Below are 23,683 nucleotides of genomic sequence, written 5' to 3'. Positions count from 1 at the left end.
TCCGGAAATTCCCGGGTAGCTTCTTTTTCCTTTTATACAACTGTTTCACATATATTAATTCCTGTAGAAGATGGTTTTGTAACTAAACATTCGTATAGCGGAAATTCTTTTGCCAAGTGTTCCGCTACAGCCGTTTCTCTTCCTTTTTCCACTGCGATAAACAAAGAAGGTCCTGCTCCACTAATAGCTGAACCAAACACCTTAAGTTCAAGGCAACTTTGCTGTATCGCATCAAATTTAGGGAATTTGTCTTTACGATAAGGTTCATGAAAAACATCTTTTTGCATTATGCGTCCCGCTGTCTGCCAGTCTCCCTTTGCTAAAGCCGCAGACACAACATTGCCTGCAGCACTCCCTTGCACAGCCGTTTTATGAGATAAGGTTTTTGGCAGGAGTTCACGCGATTCTGAAGTCAGAAATTCCGTAGGAGGAATTAATATAACAACCCCAATTTCTACTTCTGGGACGTGAACAATTTCTAACTCTTGTTCATCAAAATAAGAAATCGTTAGCCCTCCAAGAAGTGAAGCTGAGATATTGTCCGGATGTCCTTCTAATTCTGTTCCGATTTTCAATTTCTCTTTCATTGACAGTTTTAACCCCATCAAACGATCGGCAATTTCGATGCCGGCAGCGATCGCTGTTGCACTGCTGCCAAGACCTCTGCTTAAAGGAATTACTGTATCCACTGCCAATTTCGCAGCAGGCAGTGATTGATCATACTTATCCGCAACAAACTGTGCCGTTGCGACAATCAGATTGTCAGTACCGGTCTCAATCTGCTGATAGCCTTGATTGTTGTATTCGACAAGCCATGTGATCGCGGGAGACACATGAACGACCATATGAAGATCTAATGCTAGACCAATCGAATCAAATCCGGGACCTAGGTTTGCGGTCGATGCAGGCACAGTCACTGAGAATTCTTTCCAGTTCATACGCTCACTCCTTTTTTCAAATCCTCCCAGAAACGTTCCATATCTTCTGGAACGAGAAGTGCTTTGTGCTGATTAACTGAAATTGCTGTTTCAGGATCTTTCAGTCCATTTCCTGTCAAAACAGCAACCACTTTTACCCCTTTTTTCAACATGCCATTTTCTACTTGTTTTTTGATCCCTGCAATAGAAGCACACGAAGCCGGTTCAGCAAATATCCCTTCAGTTCGAGCCAAGAGCTGATAAGCTTCAAGGATTTCTTCATCAGTAGCTGCTAAAATCGTTCCATTTGATTGATTTAAAGCATCCAGCGCTAATTGCCAACTTGCTGGATTCCCAATGCGAATAGCAGTTGCTACCGTCTCTGGATTTTCCACAACTTTATTATGGACGATGGGTGCTGCACCTGCTGCTTGGATGCCGAGAAGCACCGGACGTTTTTCACCAGTGCGCTTCGCATATTCTGTAAAGCCTTTCCAAGAAGCTGAAATGTTGCCTGCGTTACCAACTGGCAATGCGAAGATATCTGGTACTTGCCCTAATTGATCAATTACTTCAAATGCGATTGTTTTCTGTCCTTCTAAGCGGTAAGGATTGACCGAATTGACCAAAGCAATGCCTGCTTCTTGGCCAACTTCACGAACCATTTGCAGTGCTTCATCAAAATTCCCTTTGATTTCAAGAATCTCCGCTCCATACATTTTTGCCTGTGCCAGTTTCCCGAGCGCAATACGGCCTTCTGGAATGACAACAATCGTCCGCATACCGGCTCTTGCACCATATGCTGCAGCCGAGGCCGACGTGTTGCCTGTTGACGCACAGATCAATACAGTTTTGCCTTCTTCTTTTGCTTTGGCGACAGCCATCACCATGCCGCGATCTTTAAAAGAACCTGTCGGGTTGGCGCCTTCTAGTTTTGCGTACAGCTCAATTCCCCACTCTGTTGATAGTTTTTCCAAACGAACAAGCGGTGTATTGCCTTCTTGCAAAGTCAGTGAAGGGGTATTTTCTGTAACTGGAAGCCACTCTTTATGTTCCTCGATTAATCCTTGCCATCTCATGCAGTTTCCTCCCCTTCTATGCGGTAATGGCTGATAACGCTCGCCGTTCCTTCTAAGTCACTCAATACATCTAAATGTTGTTGTCGGGAAATCTGGTGAGTCAGCAAGACTAATTCTGCTTTGCCAACTTGTTCAGCGGGCGACTGCATAACTGATTGAATGCTCGCCTCGTGCTTACTGTAAATTGAAGTCATTTTGGATAAAACGCCAACTTCATCATTTACGAGCAAGCGATGGCAGTATTTCGCAAAACGTTTTGTTTCTGGTTTAATAACACGTTCGTGTTGCGCTGAATGCGCACGTTTTCCGTTGACACCAAGCTGTAAGTTGCGACAAGCTGCGATGATATCAGAAACGACTGAAGTTGCAGTTGGCAAAGATCCTGCTCCGGGACCATAAAGCATCGTTTCACCTACAGCATCTCCATATATGTATACGGCATTGAATTCATTGTTAACGGACGCCAATGGATGCGAGTTTGCGAGAAAAATAGGTTCCACTGAAACTTCGATGCCGTCTTCGTCTTTTGTTGAAGAGCCAACCATTTTCATCGTGTAACCAAATTTAGTCGCCAACTCCAAATCGCCATCACGGATTTCTTTCATGCCTCTGACGAGTACGTCATCTAAATGCACTTCTGTAGAGAATGCCAGTGAAGATAGGATAACCATCTTCCGTGCTGCGTCGATACCATCAACATCCGCTGATGGGTCAGCTTCGGCATATCCTAATTCAGTTGCTTCGGCTAATGCATCATCGTAGCTCATGTTTTCTTTTTTCATTTTTGTTAAGATAAAGTTTGTTGTGCCATTGACGATTCCCATCAAACTAGAGATTCGATCAGAAGCAAGACCATCTTCTAAAGTGCGGATAATCGGGACACCCCCGGCAACACTGGCTTCATAGAAAAGGTCGCATTTTTCAGCGTCTGCTAATTTCAATAAATCGTGGCCGTATTCTGCCATGACGTCTTTATTCGCTGTCACAACTTGCTTACCCGCTCTAAGCGCTTTTTCAATCGCTAGTTTTGCACCATCTATGCCACCCATCACTTCTACAATGATGTCGAGAGAAGAATCATTCAATATCTCTTCTATGTCCGTCGTGAATACACTCGGATCTAAACTAGAAAGTCGGTCCTTATTTGTATCTCTGACCAGTACTTTTCCGATTAGAACTTGGGCACCTAATTTATGATGCAAATCCTGCTGATGCTGCTGGATGATTTTAGCAACCCCGCTGCCCACTGTTCCAAGGCCTAATAATCCGATTGAAATTTCGTTTTTCATTGACGATTCCTCCCATGGTGTGTACACTGTGAAAAAACAATTGTTTTTGTCATAGGGACATTATAGTATTATATCTTAGTTAAAACAACCTTTTTACAGACTATTAAAAAAGATGGGACTTGATTAGATGAAAGTAAGCAAATTTGGCGGGACATCAGTAGCTAGTGCACAACAGATAAAAAAAGTGGCTGCAATTGTTAAAGCAGAGCCTTCTCGCAAAATCGTCGTTGTCTCTGCTCCAGGCAAGAGATTTGATGGAGACGTAAAAATGACAGATTTGCTCATTCATCTATCAGCAGCGGCATTACGTGACGAACCAACAGCAACTCCTCTTGCCAACGTTATGGAAAGATATGCTGAAATCGCTGATGGATTAGGACTAGACGAAGACATCAAGAAAATCATTAAAACCGATTTGTTGAACCGTCTTCAAGCAGACAAAAGTTCACCTCCTCTTTTTGCAGACTTAATTAAAGCGAGCGGTGAAGATAACTCTGCGAAACTAATAGCTGCTTACTTAACATCTATCGGGTTAGCTGCAGAATACGTCAATCCATTTGATGCAGGGTTGTTTGTAAATGACTTACCCGAGCGTGCACAAGCTCTTCCAGAAGCTTACGACAATTTGTCTGACTTGCGCAACAAAAAAACGATAACTGTTTTCCCAGGCTTTTTCGGGTATACAAAAAGAGGCCAATTAAGAACTTTCGAACGCGGTGGCTCAGATATTACCGGCTCTATTTTAGCAGCTGCGGTTCAGGCAGAGTTATATGAAAACTTTACCGATGTGGACTGCGTCTTTGCAGCTAATCCCCGTGTTGTTGAAAACCCTGTTGAAATCGAACAAATGACTTACCGTGAAATGCGTGAGCTTTCCTATGCTGGATTTGCGGTTCTTCACGACGAAGCCCTTATGCCTGTCTTTAAAGCGTCTGTTCCTTTATGTATCCGTAATACCAACAATCCATCAGCACCCGGAACGATGATTGTTGCAGAGCGAGATCATTCCTTACGTCCTGTTACAGGCATATCAGCTGATAGTGGCTTCTCAACTTTATACGTCAGTAAATACTTGATGAACCGCGAAGTTGGTTTTGGCCGGAGACTGCTGCAAATATTAGAAGACGAAGATATCTCATATGAACACATCCCGTCTGGTATTGATAACCTTTCCGTTATTTTGCGCAGTCACCAATTGACTGTTGATAAAGAGCAGCGCATTGTAGAACGCGTTAAATCAGAACTGCAAGCTGATGACGTTCACATCCGAAGTGATTTTTCTATGATTGTTCTTGTTGGAGAAGGCATGAACAATCAAAAAGGACTGACAGCTCGTGCCGCGAACGCTTTTGCTAGAACTGGTGTCAATATTGAAATGATCAACCAAGGCTCTTCTGAAGTGAGTTTGGTGTTTGGCATCTTGAAAGAAGATGAACAAAAAATATTGAACGAATTGTACAAAGAATTCTTTGAACCTGCTTTGGTTCATTAATCAACACTCCCCCATCTTTTAACTCTTGAGCTCGATACTCAAGAGTTTTTTATTTGTCTCGGTACATTAACTGAAAATTGTGATAGTATGGAATTATTCTGAGAGGGGGAACATGGATGACTGGCATTATTAAGCCTCACCCAAAACTATACGTAATGGACAACGGTACTTTGAGCATGGACAAGAATTTTTTAATTTCCATGCACAATCCGGCGAGTTTGGAAAACCCGAATCCGCCAAGTGAAATGGCTACATTTCCCGTTTATACAGTATTGATTGATCACCCGGAAGGCAAAATTTTATTTGATACAGCATGTAACCCAAATTCCATGGGTGCTGAAGGACGTTGGGGCAAAGTAACACAATCTCTTTTTCCGATTGACATGCCGGAAGAATGCTATTTGCATAACCGGTTAGATGAGCTTGGCGTTCGTCCAGAAGATATTAAATACGTTGTGGCTTCTCATCTCCATTTGGATCATGCAGGCTGTCTTGAATTATTCACCAATGCGACCATTATCGTTCACGAAGATGAACTAAATGGAGCCCTTCAAACCTATGCGAGGAACACGAAAGAAGGTGCTTATATTTGGGGCGATATTGATGCTTGGATTAAAAACAATCTACAATGGAAAACTGTCAAACGAACTGAGGATGGACTTCAACTAGCCGAAGGAATCAAATTGCTGAATTTTGGCAGTGGGCATGCTTGGGGAATGCTCGGTCTGCAAATTCAACTTCCCGAAACGGGTGGCATTATTCTTGCATCTGATGCTATTTATACGGCCGAAAGCTTTGGTCCTCCCGTTAAGCCACCTGGCATTTTATATGATTCTGTCGGCTATACATCAGCTGTTGAAAAAATCCGCAGACTGTCGCAAGAAACCAATTCTGATGTGTGGTTTGGTCATGACGCTGCACAGTTTAAGACGTTCCGTAAATCGACTGAAGGCTATTATGAGTAACGAATTTAGGATAAGCCAAAGTTGATTCACTAAAACTCAAAAGCCCTTCGCCAAGTACTGGCAAAGGGCTTTTATCTGGTTACATCCATATTTCAATAACTAAGACTCTGTCACCGTTTACGGCAATGTCCGTAAGAAATAACGGTTTCACCAATCACGTTAAGCTTTGAATGAATTTTTCTAATCGATTCATGCCTTCTTCAAGGTCCTTCATGCTGCAAGCATAAGAAATCCGGATAAATCCTTCTCCGTAACGTGTAAATGCAGAACCAGGAACTGCTGCGACTCCTGCTTCTCTTAATAACCGTGTTGCAAACTCGAAAGAAGTCATGCCGAATTTTTCAATTGATGGAAAAATGTAAAAGGCACCTTTTGGCAAAATCACATCAATGCCCATCACTGTCAGGCGACTGTAAACAAAATCTCTTCGTTTGATATATTCTTTATTCATTTCAGCAGGAACATGACGCTGATTTTTCACCGCTTCAAGCGCTGCATACTGGCTTGGTACGGATGCACAAATGGCGTTGTATTGATGAACCTTTAACACGTGTTTCATATACATTTCTGGGCCCAGTACAAAACCAATTCTCCAACCTGTCATGGAATGCGATTTTGACAGACCATGAACTAAAAATGTGCGGTTGCGCATCTTTTCAAAATGCGCAACCGTAACATGCTTGTCACCGTATACGTTTTCGCTGTAAATTTCGTCGGTTACGACAAAGACCTCGTGTTTTTCTAATACAGCTGCAACTTTTTCAAGCTGCGTAGAATCCATTGTGACGCCTGTTGGATTAGATGGAAAATTCATCAATACCGCTTTCGTGCGGTCTGTGATTAAGCTTTCTAAACGCGTTGGATCTGGTTGGAATCCCGTATCTGACATGTCCAAATAAACCACTTTGCCTCCACACAACTTAATAATTGGCTCGTATCCAGGGTAGGCCGGGGCAGGTAAAATAACTTCGTCCCCTTTTTCTAAAATCGCTCGAAATAGAGAATCCAAGCCTTCGCTTGCACCATTGGTAACGATGATTTCTGTTTTCGGCTCAAAGTTCAACTCATAAGTATCCTGAAAAAAAGAAGCGATTTCTGTCCGCAATTCGAGCATTCCTGCATTATGTGTATAGTTCGTATGATTGTGCCGGATCGCCTCGATTCCAGCTTGCTTAATTGGTTCAGGCGTTGGAAAATCTGGCTGACCGATTGTCAGGTTAATCGCATCTGGAAAATCGACCAATTGGTTTGAAAATTGACGTATACCCGAAATTTGAATAGCTTCGATCTGGCTGTTGATTGAAATAGGCATGAGTGACAACCTTTCTTTTAACTAAGTTCTATTATAATTAAGTTCACAGATAACTATAGCACACAATACTGTTCCTCCTGCTGTCGTATTGGAGCTTCAGAACCCGAGTCGCGCTCTAACACTTGCTGTATAATTTTGGCTAACCGGTAAAATTGAGCCGTCTTTCAGCGTCAATTGATAGTTTGAGGCGATGTCTCGAGATATCTCTTCTATATAGTCAATATTCACAATATATGACCGATGAACTGGCAAGAAGCTATCCGGCAATTGATGCTTTAAGTTTTTCAACGTATGAATTGCACAATAGGTTTCATCATCTGTATAAAACCATGTTTTCTTTTGGCTGCTTTCAATATGGGATACCTTGTTTACTGGAATGGGACGCCACGTGTCTTGAAATTTCCCTGTTAGGAATTGAATTGGTTTGTTTTTACGAACCAAGTAATCGGGGGGCAGAATAATAACAAGAACGCCTTCTTTTTCCACTAACTTGATCGGATAACCAATACCGTAATACGCTGTTCCGAGAATAGACTCTTCCACAAACATTTCGATTCGTTGTTTTTCTTTTTTAGCACGCGCAGCGATACTGCCGGGTAAAACCAGTTGCCCTTCTCGAATCTGCAAATCATGAACTCCCGCTTTATAGTAGATATAGCTCTCTTCATCTGCAATTGCAATCGATGCTTCTTTCGGAATCCAATCTCCAATGATAAATCCGATTTGTTCCAACATACTAGTAGTCATCCCCAGCTCCCCTTCCAAATGTGCTTATCGCCTAATAATCGCTCTTGTCGCCGAATGTTACTTTCCATCCTGTTTACAAGACAGTTAGAATTTTCTGTTATATATTAATATACATCAAAATAAACTGTATTAATACAGTTACTAAAAATTATTTTAGAGAGGAATGATTTAGTTGTTAACAAAATCGAATGTTACGATAACAGGTCAAGATGTACCAGGAATAGAGACGATTTTAACACCCGAAGCGCTAGATTTTATTGAAAAGCTACATCATAACTTTGATCAACGTCGTGTCAAACTGTTAAAAAAACGTCAAACACGCCAACAAGAAATTGATGCTGGGAAGAAAATTGACTTTCTTCCAGAAACAAAGCACATACGACATAACAAATGGACGATTGCTCCCCTGCCGGAAGATATGAAGGATCGCCGCGTTGAAATCACGGGACCCACAAACCGCAAAATGCTCATTAATGCATTAAACTCTGGTGCCAAGATGTTTATGGCTGATTTAGAAGATGCTACTGCACCAAATTGGTTTAACGTTATTGACGGTCAAATCAACTTACGTGATGCGGTTCGAAGACAAATTGATTTTGAAATTCCTGAAACCGGAAAAAAATACGCATTAAATAAAGAAACTGCGGTGTTAATGGTTCGACCTCGTGGTTGGCATTTGATGGAGAAGAATATTCATATTAATGGCCAGCCAATTTCCGGCAGTCTTGTCGATTTCGGATTATACTTTTTCCATAATGCTCAACAACTGATTGATCGGGGAACTGGCCCTTATTTTTACCTCCCCAAATTAGAAAGTCATTTGGAAGCTCGTTTATGGAATGATGTATTCGTCTTCGCACAAAATGAGTTAGAGATTCCACAAGGCACGATTCGCGCAACTGTGTTGATTGAAACGATTCTGGCTGCTTTTGAAATGGATGAAATTTTATACGAATTGCGTGACCACTCTGCTGGTCTGAACTGTGGACGTTGGGATTATATCTTTAGCGTGATTAAACGACTGCGTAATTTACCCGAATATATTTTCCCAGATCGCTCTCAAGTGACGATGACTGTACCGTTTATGCGCGCGTATACGCAACTTTGTATTCAAACTTGCCACAAGCGTAATGCACCGGCTCTTGGCGGCATGGCTGCTCAAATTCCAGTCAAAGGAAATGATGATGCCAACACAGTTGCCTTCCAGAAAGTCGCAGAAGACAAACGACGCGAAGCGATGGACGGCCACGATGGTACGTGGGTTGCACATCCTGGAATGGTTGCAATCGCGATGGAACAGTTTAATAAGCATATGCCAACACCGAACCAAATCGATAATAAGCGTGAAGACGTCCAAGTAACAGCTGAACAATTAGTTGAAGTGCCAACAGGTACCATTACTGAAGACGGACTACGCTCGAATATTTCAGTCGGCATTCAATACATCGCTTCTTGGTTATCTGGAAACGGCGCAGCGCCAATTAATAACTTGATGGAAGATGCTGCAACAGCTGAAATTTCCCGTTCGCAAGTATGGCAATGGATTCGCCATCCAAAAGGACGATTCGACGACGGCCGAAAAATTGATCTTCCTTTATTTCATGAAGTGTTGGAAGAAGAAGTTAGTAAAATTCAACAAGCAGTTGGCGAAGACAACTATTCATCTGGAAATTACGTAGAAGCTCGTGCGTTGTTTATAAACCTTACCGTACAAAATGAATTCGCTGAATTTTTGACACTGCCAGGTTATGAAATCCTAAACTAAATAATTGGAGGAGATCGACATGACAAACACTCAAACATACGAAATCCGGACGAAAAAAGAATGCCGGGAATGTGGTTGTGAGATAAACGAACAACGTGAATCGATCATTTATGAATGCGAACGCTGCATCGGGAAGCAAGAAGAATAACAGTGAAAAGAGGAAAACCAGTAAAGTGGTTTTCCTCTTTTCATTGTTATTCTTCGATTTTTTGTAGCAATTTCTCTTGATTGTTAAATTGAATTTTACCGATTTTTCCTGCTACTGGCACGATGGCTTGTCCTTCAAAATCAACTATCTCAGTTTCTCCTGATTCGTTTTCATACATGACTTGGAATGTGAAAGGATAAAGGGTCCTCTCCTTTTCGCTTTGAGTGATTTCAATCGCAGAAGTTGTAAGTTTGTATTCTCGATCTGAATAACTATAGATAAATGCATCTGTGTTCCTAAAGGTTTCATAGGCATTTTCAGTAAAATAAGAAGCGTACGTACTGTTCATATAATCGATTAATGCGTTGTATTCTGGCGTCTTGAGCCAAGCGTCATACTGTTCCTCGTTCATACTGGCTGTTTGAATTGCCGTTGCTGCGTCCCATAATTGTCGGTACCTGTTGTCTGGTCCATTAAATTGTTTTTCAATGACGGCTTGAATTGCCGCTTTGTCTTTTTCAAGCGACTCGGTTGGTTTTTCAGCTTCTGCTGTTTTTGCTTTTTCGTTACTAGAACAACCTACGATGAGTAGACAAGAAACAACTACGAGTAGGAATCCTAAAAGCCATCTATTTCTTGTGAAAATGTTCATCTTTAATTCCCCCTTTGAATGGACTACAACCTATTTCAAAAAAATCATTTACTATTATACGAATCAGCCTCTTAAAAGTTCCAATTTTCTTACAACAAAAAACACCCTCAACACTCATCGTTCAAGTAAATCGAACGTTGAGAATTGGGATGCTGGTATTTTCATGAAATTTTTGTTGTTGGATCGTACGATGTTTTTTAATCAATCACTTGTTAGACAGTTGTCTTATTGTTGGTTGGATGATTTGAAACGGTATCGTCGATCTTCTTCAAGCTTGTTAAAAACTTCGATATAACGAATGCCGCCTTGTTCTCGTCCGTTGGGCGCTTCGTCTCCATCTAAAATTTCAGCAAGTGGACGTGCTTCTGGTTCGATGATGGCTGAATCATAATCATCCATCAAGCCCTGGAGCTCTTTGTAAGTTTTAATGCCTTTATCTTTTTTAACTTCTTCAAATAATCGTTGAGCTTCATCTGGTGATAATTCGACGTATCCGACGGTAATGTGTTGCTTTTCCATGTTAAAACCTCCTGTAGCTTAATCTATCGTTTCTTCTTCTATACCCGTCAATTGAAAATGCATAAACCTTCATTTGCCATCCACTGGAAGATGCTCTTGATTTCCGCTATGATGGAAAGAGCAGAAAAAATTGAGAAACCGGAGTTGATCGCTTTGCGCGTAGCTATATTTGATTTTGATGGAACTTTGTATTCGAAGGAAACGTTTCAGCTGATGATGAACCATTTAAAGAACCATCCTGAACATAGCAGCCGCTATCGTCAATTTTATCGTACCATTATGCCTCCTTATATCGGCCATAAGCTGAAAATTTATCCTGAGCAGAAAATGCGTGAACGTTCTGTCCAGGCATATTTAGCCGCATTGGACACTTTTACACAAACTGAACTTGAGCAGTATTTTGGGGAGATTGCTGAACAAATGCACGGCGATCTGAATCTGACTGTCGTCGAGCGACTAAAAAACCATGTGGAGAATAACGATTACGTCATGCTCGTATCTGGCGCTTTTACGCCACTTCTTCACGCAGTGACTAAACAATTGCCGATTAGGACCATTATTGGTACAGAAATTCTTTATAAAAATAACGTCGTCGATCATCGTACTCCCTTGTCACATGTTCAAGGACCGTTAAAAACAATAAAAATCAAAGAAGCACTTGCAGGACAAGATATTGATTGGGCTAATAGCTACGCATATGGGGATAGTCACTCAGATTTACCTGTACTTGAACTCGTTGGACATCCAGTAGCGGTTCAACCCAAGTCTAAGCTGCGTACAGTGGCTGAGCAACGGCATTGGGAAATCATTTAATCATAAAAAAAAGCGGACTGCAATTGCAGTCCGTTTTTTATGTCTCATTTAATGTTTCAATGCAAATTCGAATGCCTTTTAGTAGATCCTCGTGAGACCAGCTTGGAATCCCACCGTGCTCGATCGCTAATTCATGCGACGCCGGAATGTGAATAAAGCCAGTAAGAAGTTTCGGGTTATGGACCTTGGCGTAATGCAATCCTTCATACATGACGTTGTTGCATAGATATGCACCTGCTGTATTCGAAATGGTTGCGGGAAGCCCCTTCGCAAGCAGACTGTCCACCATTTTTCGAATCGGCAGCGTAGACATATACGCGTCTTCTCCTTGTTCTCTAATCAGCTCATCGACAGGTTTGTTGCCTTCGTTGTCAGCATCTCCGTCTTTGATGTTAATAGCAATTCGCTCTGGTGTAATTTTATAGCGTCCTGCTGCAAGTCCGAGAGAAATGACTGCATCTGGAACTTCCTCGTCGATAAATTTGAGCAAAGCCTTTCCTGAAGAATTAAAATCCACTGGCATTATTTTACCGACAACCTGGTAGTTACCAATGATCGTCCCATCTAGTGCTTCAACAATTTTCATCGTTGGATTGACTGTATAAGCCAAAAATGGCTCAAAGCCGGTCAATAATAACTTTTTCATTGCTATCTCCTCCTGTTTCAACTTGATACTCCACTTACCTATATTACAGACTTTTCTTGTCACAGTTCTTAAGAGTAAAGTGCACGATCTGTAGCGCAGACAAATTCTACTAAACTGGCTTTCCACTACTAGGAACGATTATTTATTCGATTTACCTAGTCGTTATTATACGCAATTTTGTCATTCTTTCCTACTAAGGACAGCCGGGTTAGATCAACACATTTTTTCTATTCTCTATTAAAAAACTCTTCTCAATTACCAACTATTGTGTTAAAATTCATTATACCGAATAATTATACATTAAACAGGAGGAATATACATGATTAAGAAAAAACCATTTATCGCTTTGTTGGCATCGTCTGCATTATTATTAGGGGCTTGTGGAAATGACAGCACAAGTGAAAGTGATTCAGGAACTTCAGGAGAAAAAAAGGTTTTGGAAATGGCAACATCCGCTGAATTCGCTCCATTTGAATCACGCAATCCTGAAGGTGATATTGTCGGATTCGACATTGACCTTGCCAACCATATAGCAGATGAACTTGGCTACGAACTTGAAATTACTGATATGAAATTTGATGGCTTGATCGGAGCGTTGCAAAACGACCGGGTTGATATGGTCATTGCGGGTATGTCCGCTACCGAATCACGTAAAGAAAACGTTGATTTTTCAACAGAGTACAATCATTCTGGCGAAATGTTTGTCACTGTCAAAGATTCAGAACTGACTAGCCTTGAGTCATTAGAGGGAAAAAGTGTTGGGGTCCAACTTGGAACGATTCAAGAAGAAGGAGCAAAAAGCATTATCGCTGATGAAGGCATCAATTTCGAGTTAAAAGCGTTAGATGATTCTGGTGCGTTAATACAAGAAATTTTATCTGGTCGTATCGACGCCGCCTACATGGATAAACAAGTGGCTCTTGGCTATATCGAAGCACAGGATCTGGGTGCATTTGATGACCCAACAACTGCTTCACCCGGTATGGCCGTTGCTTTCCCGAAAGGCAGTGAGCTAGTAGAAGAAGTGAATGGCATACTTGCTGAAATGGAAGAAAGCGGCGAGTTAGATAAGTTAAAAGAACAATGGCTGACTGAAGAAGAATAAATTACCTTGTAGAAAAGAGTTGTAATCGATGAACCTGGATTTTTCACAAATAGTTCCTTATATTCCTTTCATGCTAGAAGGAATTTGGACCACTTTAAAATTCGTATTTTTTGCGATTATTTTAGGTTCGATTCTTGGAACCTTGCTCGCTTTACTCAAAATAAGTAGTGTTGCACCTCTTAGATGGTTTGCCGATGCCTATACATCGATATTCCGGGGAACACCGCTAATTTTGCAATTGATGATTATTTATTACTCGATTCCACAGCTAACAGGCTATGACATTTCAGCATTTCTTTCGGCCATTTTGGCTTTTGGACTGAATTCATCCGCTTATATATCAGAAATTATTCGTGCTGGAATTCAAGCAGTCGATAAAGGACAAACAGAAGCGGCTCAAGCGCTCGGTATTCCGTACCGATCGATGATGAAAGACATTATTTTGCCTCAAGCCTTGAAAAACATCTTACCCGCATTAATGAATGAATTTATCACCTTAACAAAAGAATCCGCTATCGTCTCGACCATCGGCTACCTCGATCTCATGAGACGCGCACAAGTAGTGGGTGCCGACTTGTTCCGCAACTTTGAACCGTTGTTATTTGTCGGCGTCATCTATTGGTGTCTCGTGATGGGCTTGACGATGATTGGTAAAGTTTTCGAACGGAGGTTAAAACAAAGTGATTAAAGTTCAACAGCTTTATAAAAAGTTTGGTACGAATGAAGTCCTCAGTGACATTTCTACTGTTGTCACGAAAGGTGAAGTCGTATCGATTATCGGTCCTTCTGGTTCAGGCAAATCCACTTTTCTACGGTGTTTAAACTTACTGGAACTACCGACTTCAGGCATTATTGAAATCAACGGTAAAAACTTAACGGCTTCTAAAAAAAATATCCATAAAATTCGGCAGCAAATCGGTATGGTATTTCAGCATTTTCATTTATTTCCTCATTTGACGGTGCTTGAGAATTTAACTTATGCACCGGTGAAAGCAAAAGGCATCAAAAAAGAGGAAGCAGAATTGAAAGCACGATTGCTACTTGAACGCGTTGGCTTAGCTGAAAAAGAAAAGGCCTACCCAAACAGCTTGTCTGGCGGCCAAAAGCAGCGTGTTGCGATTGCACGTGCTTTGGCTATGGAACCGGAATTAATGCTGTTTGATGAGCCTACTTCGGCACTGGATCCAGAAATGGTCAAAGAAGTGCTCGATGTCATGAAAGACTTAGCAAAATCCGGAATGACGATGGTTGTCGTGACTCACGAAATGGGCTTTGCTCGAGAAGTTGCAGACCGTGTTTTATTTTTGGATCATGGTGTATTAGTCGAGGAAGGCCAGCCGATGGAATTCTTTAGTCATCCGAAAACTGCTCGTGCTAAGGATTTTTTGGATAAAGTCTTGTAACAGGTATCCTTCTGGATACCTGTTTTTCTATTTATCACTATTTGTTCATTTGATGCTCAAATGTGTTGGCGTTACTTCTCATTTCTGCATGTTATAATCGAAGCTGGCAAACACGCAGAAAACAGAGGTGGAAAATGTGTTTAGAAAAATTGTTATTTTAATAGGCGTCTTATTTTTCATGTCGCTGATTATCTTTACAGCTGTCATGTTCTTAAAAAATGAAGTAGAACTTTATTCGGAAACCGATGTGTCCTTAACCATTGAAAAGCCGACTTTCATTACATTCAGCGAACCGGAAGTCCGTAACAACGGTTCAGATCTTACGCAAGTTTACACGATGACTTTCCTTGGAATAGAGGTCGGCACATATACATTAGTCGATCGATCGCTTCAAAACGACACTTCCATTATTTTCGAAGAAATCAAAAACACCGGTTGGATTCCTTACACATTGTCGATGAATGTCAACAAGTTAGAAGACACCGATTTTAAATCGTGGAATCCACAGCCGGTAGCAAAACTTGACGAAGCGTTGTACGGGTTAGACTCAACGACCAATCCGCATGGCATTTTCACAACCAAAAATGGTGAAATTCTAATCGGCAATGTTTACGTATCGCGGAATCTACAACTAGGAAATGGCGACTCCGTGCAGGAATTGCGTCATGAAATTACGGATTTCACTACAGAAGAAGGCACCTTATCGAAAAACCTTTGGTTGCCACCTAAGCACTCAAGTCAAACATGGCTAATGGCAGCTCAACAACCGTTATTCGAAACAGAAGAAGATGAAGACCAATGGATTGCATTTTCACTCGAAAATCGTTTGTCGCAGTTAAACTGGCTGACGCCTCAAGGTCCTTACGTTAAGCTTCAATTGACGGACGACCCACGAACACAACTTGCCTATGGCTATATCGATAAGCGAACGGCCGACCTCTCTTCCCTTGAATGGAATGAAACTTCGCCCTCTTTGTTCTTTGAGTCCATGATACTAAATGCTGAAATCAATCAATAATCATCTAAAAAGCGTTAAAGCCCCTGCTTTAACGCTTTTTTATATTCTTTTCTTCTTTTCTTAATACCCAGGCAGTTAGCTTTCAAATTAACTAAAAATTCCGTATAATTAAAGTGAGTTAAAACCTTATTTCTGTTGCTACGTGGCGGCTGATTATTATATGAGGAGGTTGGTCATAATGGAACGCCGAGTACTCGATTCACAAGAAATAGAACTTCGGTTAGATGATGATTTTAATGCGATTCTGAATATGATTGGCGAAGGTGCACCCGTTTATACAACTTACAAAGAATTCAAGATAGAAAAAGAACGGCAGCGTGAAGAAAAAAAAGAGCTTCATTAATGTTGAATCATCGCTTTTCCGTTACCGGAGAGGCGATTTTTTTATAACAAAAAGAAAGTGGCATGCAAAAGGAGCTACACTCAAAAGGTCCTGATTTATGACCTTTTGGGGTAGCCCCTTTACTTAATCCATCATTTTTGCTACAAAATCATATGAGCGCAAACGATCTTCCTGATAAAAAACCGGCGAATTGACGATAATTTCATTGGCTCTTGTTTTTTGAATAAAGTTTTTCAACTTTTGTCTAACAAGATCCGGTGTTCCAACCATTGTCGATTCAGAATCTAATTTGTCCCGGAAAATCGCAATTTCGCGGTCTGTCCAAACTTCCTCCAAGTGATCGATGGGTGCTCTAAATGTAGTTGGCTCTCCTCGCATCAAGGAGAACATCTGCTGCTGCGAAGAAGTCGCCAACCATTCTGCACGTTCTTGTGTTTTTGCAACAATAATCGTAACGCCAAGCATCGCGTAAGGAGCGGCCAACACCTGTGACGGTTTAAAGTTTTGATGATAAAGTTGCAAAGCCTGCATCATGTAATCCGGTGCGAAATGACTAGCAAATGAAAATGGCAAACCTTTTAACGCAGCCAGCTGTGCACTAAATCCACTCGATCCGAGTAGCCAAAGCGGAATCTTTATATTAGTTCCAGGGTAGGCCCGAACACGTCCGACAGGGTTAGCTGAAAAGTAATTTTCTAACTCCGCAACTTGCTGGGGAAAATCATCTCCGCTACTATTCAAATTTCGACGTAACGCATGCGCAGTAGCTTGATCACTACCAGGTGCACGCCCTAGACCTAAATCAATGCGTCCAGGATAAATAGTTTCCAATGTACCAAATTGCTCTGCTATGACAAGCGGTGCATGATTCGGTAGCATAACTCCACCTGAACCTACACGAATCGACTCTGTTGCGCCTGCAATATGTCCAATAAGGACAGATGTCGCAGAACTGCCGATACCCGGCATATTATGATGTTCAGCTAGCCAATAGCGATTAAACCCCAATCGCTCCACATGCTGTGCCAACTCTACACTATTTTTAAAGGTCTGTGCTGTTTCTGCGCCTTCGTTTATTGGTGCTAAATCAAGCACCGCCAATGGGATATTTTCAAATTTCTTAATGTGCATAATTACGTTCACTCCTATTCTCTTCCATTGTAGCGATGTTTATCTGAACCGTCCCTTTTTTTGCTCAAGCACCGAAAAGCGTAAGCAGCCATGTAGATTCGACAGGCATAAGACGCTCTGGCGAAGTGGCGTGTTTTCAGCCACACAGCCGGAGTGGCTTATGACCCGAGAATCTGGCTGCTGGAGTCTGGACACCATGAAAAGTGAAAGTGCCTCGTCAGCTCTGACAGGCATAAGACAGACCAGCAGTGTGGCGTTCTTTGCCACGCAGCTGGGTTGACTTATGTCCCGAAGAGCTAGGCACTTGCAACTGGACACCGAAAAGCGCAAGCTGCCATGTAGATTCGACGGGCATAAGACGCTCTGGCGAAGTGGCGTGTTTTCAGCCACACAGCCGGAGTGGCTTATGTCCCGAGAATCTGGCTGCTGGAGTCTGGACAACATGAAAAGTGAAAGTGCCTCGTCAGCTCTGACAGGCATAAGACAGACCAGCAGTGTGGCGTTCTTTGCTACGCAGCTGGGTTGACTTATGTCCCGAAGAGCTAGGCACTTGCAACTGGACACCGAAAAGCGTAAGCAGCCATGTAGATTCGACAGGCCTAAAGAAATTTTTCTTTTCCCATCCTCCCTTTACTAGTCAAGCTAGTTGCCTACCCACTTCTTATATTTGCATTATTTAAAATTCAACACTTGCTTTCTGTCATTAATTGATTTATGATTAGGAACATCTAAACAGAAACACTAAACTTAATAAGATATTTCTTATCTAGAGAGACGGAGGGATTTGGCCCTGTGAAGTCTCAGCAACCAGTCTGATGAAGACTACGGTGCTAATTCCAATAGGCTTCTGCCTAACAGATGAGAAGAATGCATTTCCGGACAGGGGCTTTCTTCTTTATGAAGAAAAGCCCCTGTTTTCTTATTGAGAGGATGAGTAATATGACAAAACACAGCTTGGAAACTTTATTAGTTCAATTAGGCAATCACAGCGATCCCACAACAGGAGCCGTTAATCCGCCCATATACTTATCGACAGCCTACGAACATCAAGGACTTGGCCACTCAACTGGCTATGATTATACGCGCACGAAAAACCCGACTCGCTCTGTTCTGGAAGAAGGATTTGCAGAACTTGAAGGCGCAGATGCTGCATTTGCTTGCAGTTCTGGAATGGCAGCTATTCAACTCGTTTTGTCTCTTTTTCGTCCAGGTGATGAATTGTTACTACCGGAAGATATTTATGGTGGAACATACCGCCTATTAGATCACTTTGCATCAGCTTATAATATTCACCCCAACTACGCCGAGTTCAAAGATGTCCAAGACACAGAACAAAAAATAACCATTCATACACGTGCACTTTTTATTGAAACGCCCACCAATCCACTGATGCAAGAAATTGATCTCGTTGCTTATGCCGCATTGGCTAAAAAGCATAAGCTTCTATTAATCGTCGATAACACATTTTTAACGCCATTCTTTCAACAGCCCCTATTACTGGGTGCAGACATTGTTATCCATAGTGCGACGAAATATATTGGTGGTCATAATGATGTTTTAGCTGGACTTGTTGCCGCTAAAGGCGATCGCCTTTGCGAAAAACTGGCAACATTCCATAACTCGGTTGGTGCCGTTTTGTCCCCTTTTGACTCTTGGTTACTGGTTCGCGGATTAAAGACATTGCCTTTACGGATGCGACAGCATGACGCAAACGCGAAAACCATTGCTGAGTTTTTGTCTCAGCAGTCGTCTGTGTCTGATGTGTTGTACCCTGGAAAAGGCGGCATGTTGTCCTTCCGTTTGCAAAAAGAAGAATGGATAGCTCCTTTTCTTGAACACATTAAACTCATCACCTTTGCGGAAAGTCTTGGCGGTGTTGAAAGTTTTATTACTTACCCCGCCACCCAAACTCATGCAGACATGCCTTTTGAAGAACGGACGAAACGTGGCGTTTGCAATCGGTTATTGCGATTTTCAGTCGGGGTGGAACTTGCTGAAGATTTAATTGCTGACTTAGCACAAGCATTTTCAGAACTAAATAAGGAGGTAGTCGAATATGACCGATCGCATTGAAACGAAGTTTATTCACTCTACTGGAGTCGACCCACAAACTGGAGCTGTCAATGTACCTATCTATTTATCATCCACTTTCCACCAACAAAGCCTGGATTCGTTTGGACCGTTTGATTATAGCCGTTCTGGAAACCCCACTCGCCTAGCGTTAGAAGAAACCATCGCTAAGCTAGAAGGAGGCAAGCGTGGGTTCGCCTTTTCTTCAGGGATGGCTGCTATTTCCTCTGCTTTTATGCTGCTGTCTTCAGGTGACCATGTCTTAGTGTCAGAAGACGTTTACGGCGGAACTTATCGTTTTATCACGGAAATTTTGGACAAATTCAATATCGAGTATACCTTTGTGAATATGACGGACTTGAACGAAATGGCTAATGCCATCCAGCCAAATACAAAAGTGATTTACTTGGAAACGCCATCAAATCCTGTTATGAATATTACGGATATTGAAATCGCTGCAAAACTAGCAAAAGCCAATAACTGTTTAACGTTTGTTGACAACACCTTTATGACACCGCTTTACCAGAATCCACTGGAGCTTGGTGCAGATATCGTTCTTCACAGTGCAACGAAGTTTCTGTCAGGTCATAGCGACGTCATCGCAGGTCTTGCTGTGACCAAAGATGAAGAACTTGGAAACCGTTTGGGCTTTATCCAAAACACGTTTGGCTCTGTTCTAGGAGCTCAAGATTCTTACCTGTTAATCCAAGGCATAAAAACTTTAGGTGCTCGGTTAGGCCAGTCGTCTCAATCGGCTCGCGTTATTGCTGAATACTTGCAGAACCATCCGTTAATTGAAGAAGTATACTACCCCGGATTTTCGTTCCATCCTGGGAACCCAATTCACGAACGCCAAGCTACAAATGCAGGAGCGCTTCTATCATTTCGGTTAGCTGATAAAAAATCCGTTCGTATATTTGTCGAATATCTGAGAATTCCGGTGTTTGCAGTTAGTTTAGGAGCAGTCGAATCGATTTTGTCCTATCCTGCAACGATGTCTCATGGCTCAATGCCTCCAGAAGAACGCGAAAAACGCGGAATCACCGACGGCTTGCTACGTTTTTCTGTCGGCTTAGAACATTGTGATGATTTGGTGCAAGATCTAAACCAAGCACTATTACAAGTAGCCCGTCGAAAAGGATTAAGCATCGCAAATTAATGTTTCTTCTATAGAAAGAACTTTTGTTCTAAGAAACCCTCTTGCCTCATCTGGCAAGAGGGTTTCTTATGAATAGAGAACTCGATTCATCTTGCAGTCCTCTATCAAATTCTTCTTGGCTTTAAGCTACCTCTTGTTTTTCGCTCATTTCCATTTTTGCAACAACAGGGAATCGCAAATGAATACTGATTAACAACTACTCACTCATTTTTTAGACACAACTATAAAAAAAAATAAGAGACTGTATTGATAATGATTGACATTCTCAATTGGAACTTTATAATTGATGATGAGAATGATTTTCATTTGAAATCTCAATTACACATTAAGGGGAGAGACATCCATGAATAAACTTTTTTATCTGGTTATCGCTTTATTAGTTCTTGTTTTAGCTGCATGCGGAAGCAATGATGCATCCGAACCGGCAACAGATGCACCTGAAGAAACAGCTGAAAGCAAAGAAGTTAATTTATATACGGCAAGACATTACGATGTAGATGATGAATTATACAAAAAGTTTGAAGAAGAAACGGGTATCAAAGTAAATCTAATTAAAGGTGACGCAGATGAGTTGCTTGAGCGCATTAAGCGTGAAGGAGATGGCACTGAAGCTGATTTGTTCTTGACTGCAGATGCTGGACGTTTGTACCGTGCTAAAGAAGATGGCTTGCTACAGTCCGTATCAAGTGACATACTAGACGAACAAATTCCTGAAAAATTCCAAGATACAGACCAAATGTGGTATGGCTTAACAAAACGCGCACGTGTACTTGTCTACAACAAAGAAACTGTAAAACCTGAAGAATTATCTACTTATGAAGCTTTGACAGAAGACGAGTGGAATGGCCGTGTATTGATTCGTGGCTCTGAAAATATTTACAATCAATCACTACTTGCTTCGTTTATTGAAATAGAGGGTGAAGAAAAAGCGAAAGAATGGGCTGCAGGTCTAGTAAATAATTTCGCACGTGATCCTGAAGGCGGAGATCGGGACCAAGCTAAAGCAATCGCTGCTGGAGTTGGCGACGTTGCTATTATGAACAGCTATTATTTTGGACAAATGTTGAACTCTGAAGATCCTGCTGAAGTAGAAGTAGCAGAAGGACTTGGATTGTTCTTCCCGAACCAAGATACGACTGGTACTCACGTGAACGTTAGTGGTGCGGGTGTTGTGAAAACAGCTAAAAACAAAGAAAATGCTATAAAACTTCTTGAATTCCTTTCTGCACCTGAAGCACAAGGAACGTTTGCAGAAACAAATTACGAATACCCAGTAAATGAAAAAGTCGAACCTTCTGAGTTACTAACATCATGGGGTGAATTTAAAGAACAGGACATTCCGCTTTCTGCTTTAGGAGACAATAATGCGAAATCAATTCTGATTTTTAATGAAGTTGGCTGGAAATAATGAATATGCTGTGCCCTTGCTGTATGTTTACAGCAAGGGATTTCTGGCGATTGGAGAAGGTGGCTTAACCATGCAAAGAAGATTAGCTAATATAAATATTTGGACGGTTGCAGCCATCGCCATTATCGCTGCATTGTTTTTACCGAATTTAACGATTGTGACAGGTCTTTTCACCCCCTCTAACGAGAACTGGGCACATATGAAAGAATTTGTCCTTTGGTCGTTTGTAAAAAACTCCTTAATACTCGTTGTAGCCACCGCTGCTTCAACAATTTTTATCGGTCTAAGCTTAGCTTGGCTGATTGCCCAGTATCAGTTTCCTTTCCGCCGATTTTTAAAATGGGCACTGATTCTCCCCCTCTCAATCCCACCTTTTATTGGGGCCTACACGTACCACGGGATTTTTAATTATACGGGTGTGATTCAGACAACACTCCGTGAGCGCTTTAATATGGAACTAAATCCAGCATATTTTGACATCATGAACTTGCCAGGTGCTATTTTCATTTACACGGTTTTCTTGTATCCCTATGTTTACACCATCACACAAGTTTTTTTGGCACAGCAGTCGGCTTCACTCATTGAAAGTACACGATTACTTGGCAAAGGCCCATGGCGAACGTTTTTCCAAGTAGTCGTTCCGATATCGCGGATTTCGATTATCGCAGGTGCTAGTTTGGTCGTCTTAGAAGTATTAAATGATTACGGTGTAGTGAAATACTACGGCATCCAAACCTTTACAACAGCGATTTTTCAAACTTGGTTTGGCTTAGGCGACATCGAAACATCTATTAAACTAGCCGCTTCTTTAATGGGATTTGTCATTGTTATTCTGCTGATTGAAAAAATTCTGCGCGGCAGACGTCAATATAGCTACGCTTCTACAAAAGTCAGACCGCTGCCACTTGTTAAATTAACCGGTTGGAAAGCTTTTGCTGCTGCTAGTTATGGCTTCGCTATTTTGGCTTTAGGTTTTTTCATCCCGGTTGCGCAATTGATTGACTGGACCATTTTAACTTTTGGAACCATTCCATTAGATGAATTTATGTCCTATATAAGAAATTCTGTTTTCGTAGCCGGATTCAGCGCTGCAGTCATTATCGTTTTCGCACTGATTGTCGGCAATTTTGCCCGCCTCGTTCATGGCAGACTTGCTAAATTATTGCCCAAACTAACAGTTTTAGGTTATTCTATTCCAGGAGCTGTTATTGCAGTTGCCGTAGTAACTGCTTTTGTTTCATTAGATGAATTTTTAGCACCACTATATAAACTAGTTGGCATGAACACGACACTCGTACTTAGTGTGAGCATCATCTTGCTCGTCACAGCTTACATCATCCGATTTTTCGCCATTGGCTACAGTTCCATTGAAACGGGTTACGACAAAATCGGCACCGACTTCCAAGATGCTTCTCGCCTTCTTGGAGCCGGACTGACAAGAACCTTTTTTAAGGTAGACATGCCAATGATGAAAGGTGCCATCATTAGTGGATTTATTCTCGTATTCATTGACGTATTAAAAGAAATTCCATTGACTTTAATTTTGAGACCCTTTAATTTCGATACACTTTCTACAAAAGCTTTCCAATATGCCAGCGACGAAAAAATCATGGAAGCATCTCAAGCTTCTTTGCTGATTGTTGGTATTAGTGCCTTAGCAATTGTGGTCTTTTATAAGTTTTTGGAAAAGGAGTTGGATTAA

23 protein-coding genes and 1 riboswitch are annotated in these 23,683 nt (G+C 41.6%); of the genes, 14 read left to right on the top strand and 9 right to left on the bottom strand.

Annotated elements, in window-relative coordinates:
* Nucleotides 1-32: 32 nt before the first annotated feature.
* The 3 genes from thrB to QMF37_RS02450 are packed head-to-tail and all read right to left on the bottom strand — an operon-like array spanning nt 33 to nt 3,285.
* Nucleotides 33-938 (bottom strand): homoserine kinase, encoded by a 906-nt coding sequence (gene thrB / locus QMF37_RS02460; RefSeq protein WP_071153840.1) that lies wholly within the window; start codon nt 936-938, stop codon nt 33-35.
* Nucleotides 935-1,996 (bottom strand): threonine synthase, encoded by a 1,062-nt coding sequence (thrC, locus tag QMF37_RS02455; RefSeq protein ID WP_078080616.1) that lies wholly within the window; start codon nt 1,994-1,996, stop codon nt 935-937. Before thrC ends, thrB begins: the two co-directional genes overlap by 4 nt.
* Nucleotides 1,993-3,285, bottom strand: a complete 1,293-nt coding sequence (locus QMF37_RS02450; protein WP_071153841.1) for a homoserine dehydrogenase — start codon at nt 3,283-3,285, stop codon at nt 1,993-1,995. The genes thrC and QMF37_RS02450 overlap by 4 nt, the downstream gene beginning before the upstream one ends.
* Before the next feature lie 127 nt (nt 3,286-3,412).
* On the opposite strand from QMF37_RS02450, the gene QMF37_RS02445 reads away from it, so the two are divergent.
* Both QMF37_RS02445 and ahlS read left to right on the top strand, forming a co-directional pair.
* A complete protein-coding gene (locus tag QMF37_RS02445; RefSeq protein ID WP_071153842.1) occupies nt 3,413-4,777 on the top strand; it encodes an aspartate kinase in 1,365 nt (454 codons plus the stop codon).
* Nucleotides 4,778-4,893: 116 nt separating this feature from the next.
* The gene (ahlS, locus tag QMF37_RS02440) at nt 4,894-5,742 is read left to right on the top strand and encodes an AhlS family quorum-quenching N-acyl homoserine lactonase (RefSeq protein ID WP_071153843.1); all 849 of its coding nucleotides are present in this window, start codon (nt 4,894-4,896) and stop codon (nt 5,740-5,742) included.
* Between the two features lie 154 nt (nt 5,743-5,896).
* On the opposite strand, the gene QMF37_RS02435 is transcribed toward ahlS, so the two are convergent.
* Together QMF37_RS02435 and QMF37_RS02430 are read right to left on the bottom strand one after the other, a co-directional pair.
* Entirely contained in the window at nt 5,897-7,054 is a 1,158-nt protein-coding gene (locus tag QMF37_RS02435) for an aminotransferase class I/II-fold pyridoxal phosphate-dependent enzyme (RefSeq protein ID WP_071153844.1), read from the bottom strand.
* Between the two features lie 96 nt (nt 7,055-7,150).
* On the bottom strand, nt 7,151-7,801 hold the full coding sequence (locus QMF37_RS02430; protein WP_058384672.1) for a LytTR family DNA-binding domain-containing protein: 651 nt from the start codon (nt 7,799-7,801) through the stop codon (nt 7,151-7,153).
* Between the two features lie 172 nt (nt 7,802-7,973).
* On the opposite strand from QMF37_RS02430, the gene aceB reads away from it, so the two are divergent.
* A complete protein-coding gene (aceB, locus tag QMF37_RS02425) occupies nt 7,974-9,566 on the top strand; it encodes a malate synthase A (RefSeq protein ID WP_071153845.1) in 1,593 nt (530 codons plus the stop codon).
* 19 nt (nt 9,567-9,585) lie between these two features.
* On the top strand, nt 9,586-9,714 hold the full coding sequence (locus QMF37_RS02420) for a YhfH family protein (protein WP_211272186.1): 129 nt from the start codon (nt 9,586-9,588) through the stop codon (nt 9,712-9,714).
* A 46-nt stretch (nt 9,715-9,760) separates the two neighbouring features.
* Here QMF37_RS02420 and QMF37_RS02415 read toward each other — a convergent pair whose 3' ends face one another.
* Both QMF37_RS02415 and QMF37_RS02410 read right to left on the bottom strand, forming a co-directional pair.
* On the bottom strand, nt 9,761-10,366 hold the full coding sequence (locus QMF37_RS02415) for a hypothetical protein (protein WP_071153846.1): 606 nt from the start codon (nt 10,364-10,366) through the stop codon (nt 9,761-9,763).
* Between the two features lie 225 nt (nt 10,367-10,591).
* On the bottom strand, nt 10,592-10,885 hold the full coding sequence (locus QMF37_RS02410; protein ID WP_071153847.1) for a hypothetical protein: 294 nt from the start codon (nt 10,883-10,885) through the stop codon (nt 10,592-10,594).
* 153 nt (nt 10,886-11,038) lie between these two features.
* Here QMF37_RS02410 and QMF37_RS02405 point away from each other — a divergent pair, with 153 nt between their 5' ends.
* Entirely contained in the window at nt 11,039-11,698 is a 660-nt protein-coding gene (locus QMF37_RS02405) for an HAD-IB family hydrolase (RefSeq protein WP_071153880.1), read from the top strand.
* A gap of 37 nt (nt 11,699-11,735) precedes the next feature.
* On the opposite strand, the gene pcp is transcribed toward QMF37_RS02405, so the two are convergent.
* The gene (gene pcp, locus QMF37_RS02400; protein WP_071153848.1) at nt 11,736-12,344 is read right to left on the bottom strand and encodes a pyroglutamyl-peptidase I; all 609 of its coding nucleotides are present in this window, start codon (nt 12,342-12,344) and stop codon (nt 11,736-11,738) included.
* 319 nt (nt 12,345-12,663) lie between these two features.
* Here pcp and QMF37_RS02395 point away from each other — a divergent pair, with 319 nt between their 5' ends.
* From QMF37_RS02395 to QMF37_RS02375, 5 genes are all read left to right on the top strand, one after another.
* On the top strand, nt 12,664-13,449 hold the full coding sequence (locus QMF37_RS02395; protein ID WP_058384667.1) for an ABC transporter substrate-binding protein: 786 nt from the start codon (nt 12,664-12,666) through the stop codon (nt 13,447-13,449).
* Between the two features lie 28 nt (nt 13,450-13,477).
* Nucleotides 13,478-14,137 (top strand): amino acid ABC transporter permease, encoded by a 660-nt coding sequence (locus QMF37_RS02390; RefSeq protein ID WP_058384666.1) that lies wholly within the window; start codon nt 13,478-13,480, stop codon nt 14,135-14,137.
* A complete protein-coding gene (locus QMF37_RS02385) occupies nt 14,130-14,852 on the top strand; it encodes an amino acid ABC transporter ATP-binding protein (protein WP_071153849.1) in 723 nt (240 codons plus the stop codon). The genes QMF37_RS02390 and QMF37_RS02385 overlap by 8 nt, the downstream gene beginning before the upstream one ends.
* 136 nt (nt 14,853-14,988) lie before the next feature.
* Nucleotides 14,989-15,870, top strand: a complete 882-nt coding sequence (locus QMF37_RS02380) for a hypothetical protein (protein WP_071153850.1) — start codon at nt 14,989-14,991, stop codon at nt 15,868-15,870.
* A gap of 178 nt (nt 15,871-16,048) precedes the next feature.
* A complete protein-coding gene (locus tag QMF37_RS02375; RefSeq protein ID WP_169835273.1) occupies nt 16,049-16,213 on the top strand; it encodes a hypothetical protein in 165 nt (54 codons plus the stop codon).
* 123 nt (nt 16,214-16,336) lie between these two features.
* Here QMF37_RS02375 and QMF37_RS02370 read toward each other — a convergent pair whose 3' ends face one another.
* Nucleotides 16,337-17,344, bottom strand: coding sequence for an LLM class flavin-dependent oxidoreductase (locus QMF37_RS02370; protein WP_078080617.1), 1,008 nt, complete (start codon nt 17,342-17,344; stop codon nt 16,337-16,339).
* A gap of 759 nt (nt 17,345-18,103) precedes the next feature.
* Nucleotides 18,104-18,209: riboswitch (SAM riboswitch) on the top strand.
* Nucleotides 18,210-18,283: 74 nt separating this feature from the next.
* Between QMF37_RS02370 and QMF37_RS02365 the strand changes: the two genes are divergently transcribed.
* The 4 genes from QMF37_RS02365 to QMF37_RS02350 all read left to right on the top strand — a co-directional run bounded on the left by QMF37_RS02365 (nt 18,284) and on the right by QMF37_RS02350 (nt 23,683).
* Entirely contained in the window at nt 18,284-19,417 is a 1,134-nt protein-coding gene (locus tag QMF37_RS02365; RefSeq protein WP_071153851.1) for a methionine biosynthesis PLP-dependent protein, read from the top strand.
* The gene (gene metC / locus QMF37_RS02360; RefSeq protein WP_071153852.1) at nt 19,401-20,573 is read left to right on the top strand and encodes a cystathionine beta-lyase; all 1,173 of its coding nucleotides are present in this window, start codon (nt 19,401-19,403) and stop codon (nt 20,571-20,573) included. Before QMF37_RS02365 ends, metC begins: the two co-directional genes overlap by 17 nt.
* 343 nt (nt 20,574-20,916) lie before the next feature.
* Complete coding sequence (locus QMF37_RS02355) at nt 20,917-21,981, top strand: Fe(3+) ABC transporter substrate-binding protein (protein WP_058384660.1); 1,065 nt, start codon at nt 20,917-20,919, stop codon at nt 21,979-21,981.
* Nucleotides 21,982-22,051: 70 nt separating this feature from the next.
* Nucleotides 22,052-23,683, top strand: a complete 1,632-nt coding sequence (locus tag QMF37_RS02350) for an ABC transporter permease (RefSeq protein ID WP_071153881.1) — start codon at nt 22,052-22,054, stop codon at nt 23,681-23,683.

The sequence above is a fragment of the Planococcus sp. S3-L1 genome, from assembly GCF_030063085.1.
Taxonomy (GTDB): Bacteria; Bacillota; Bacilli; order Bacillales_A; family Planococcaceae; genus Planococcus; species Planococcus kocurii.
This window is presented reverse-complemented; position numbering and strand designations above follow the sequence as displayed.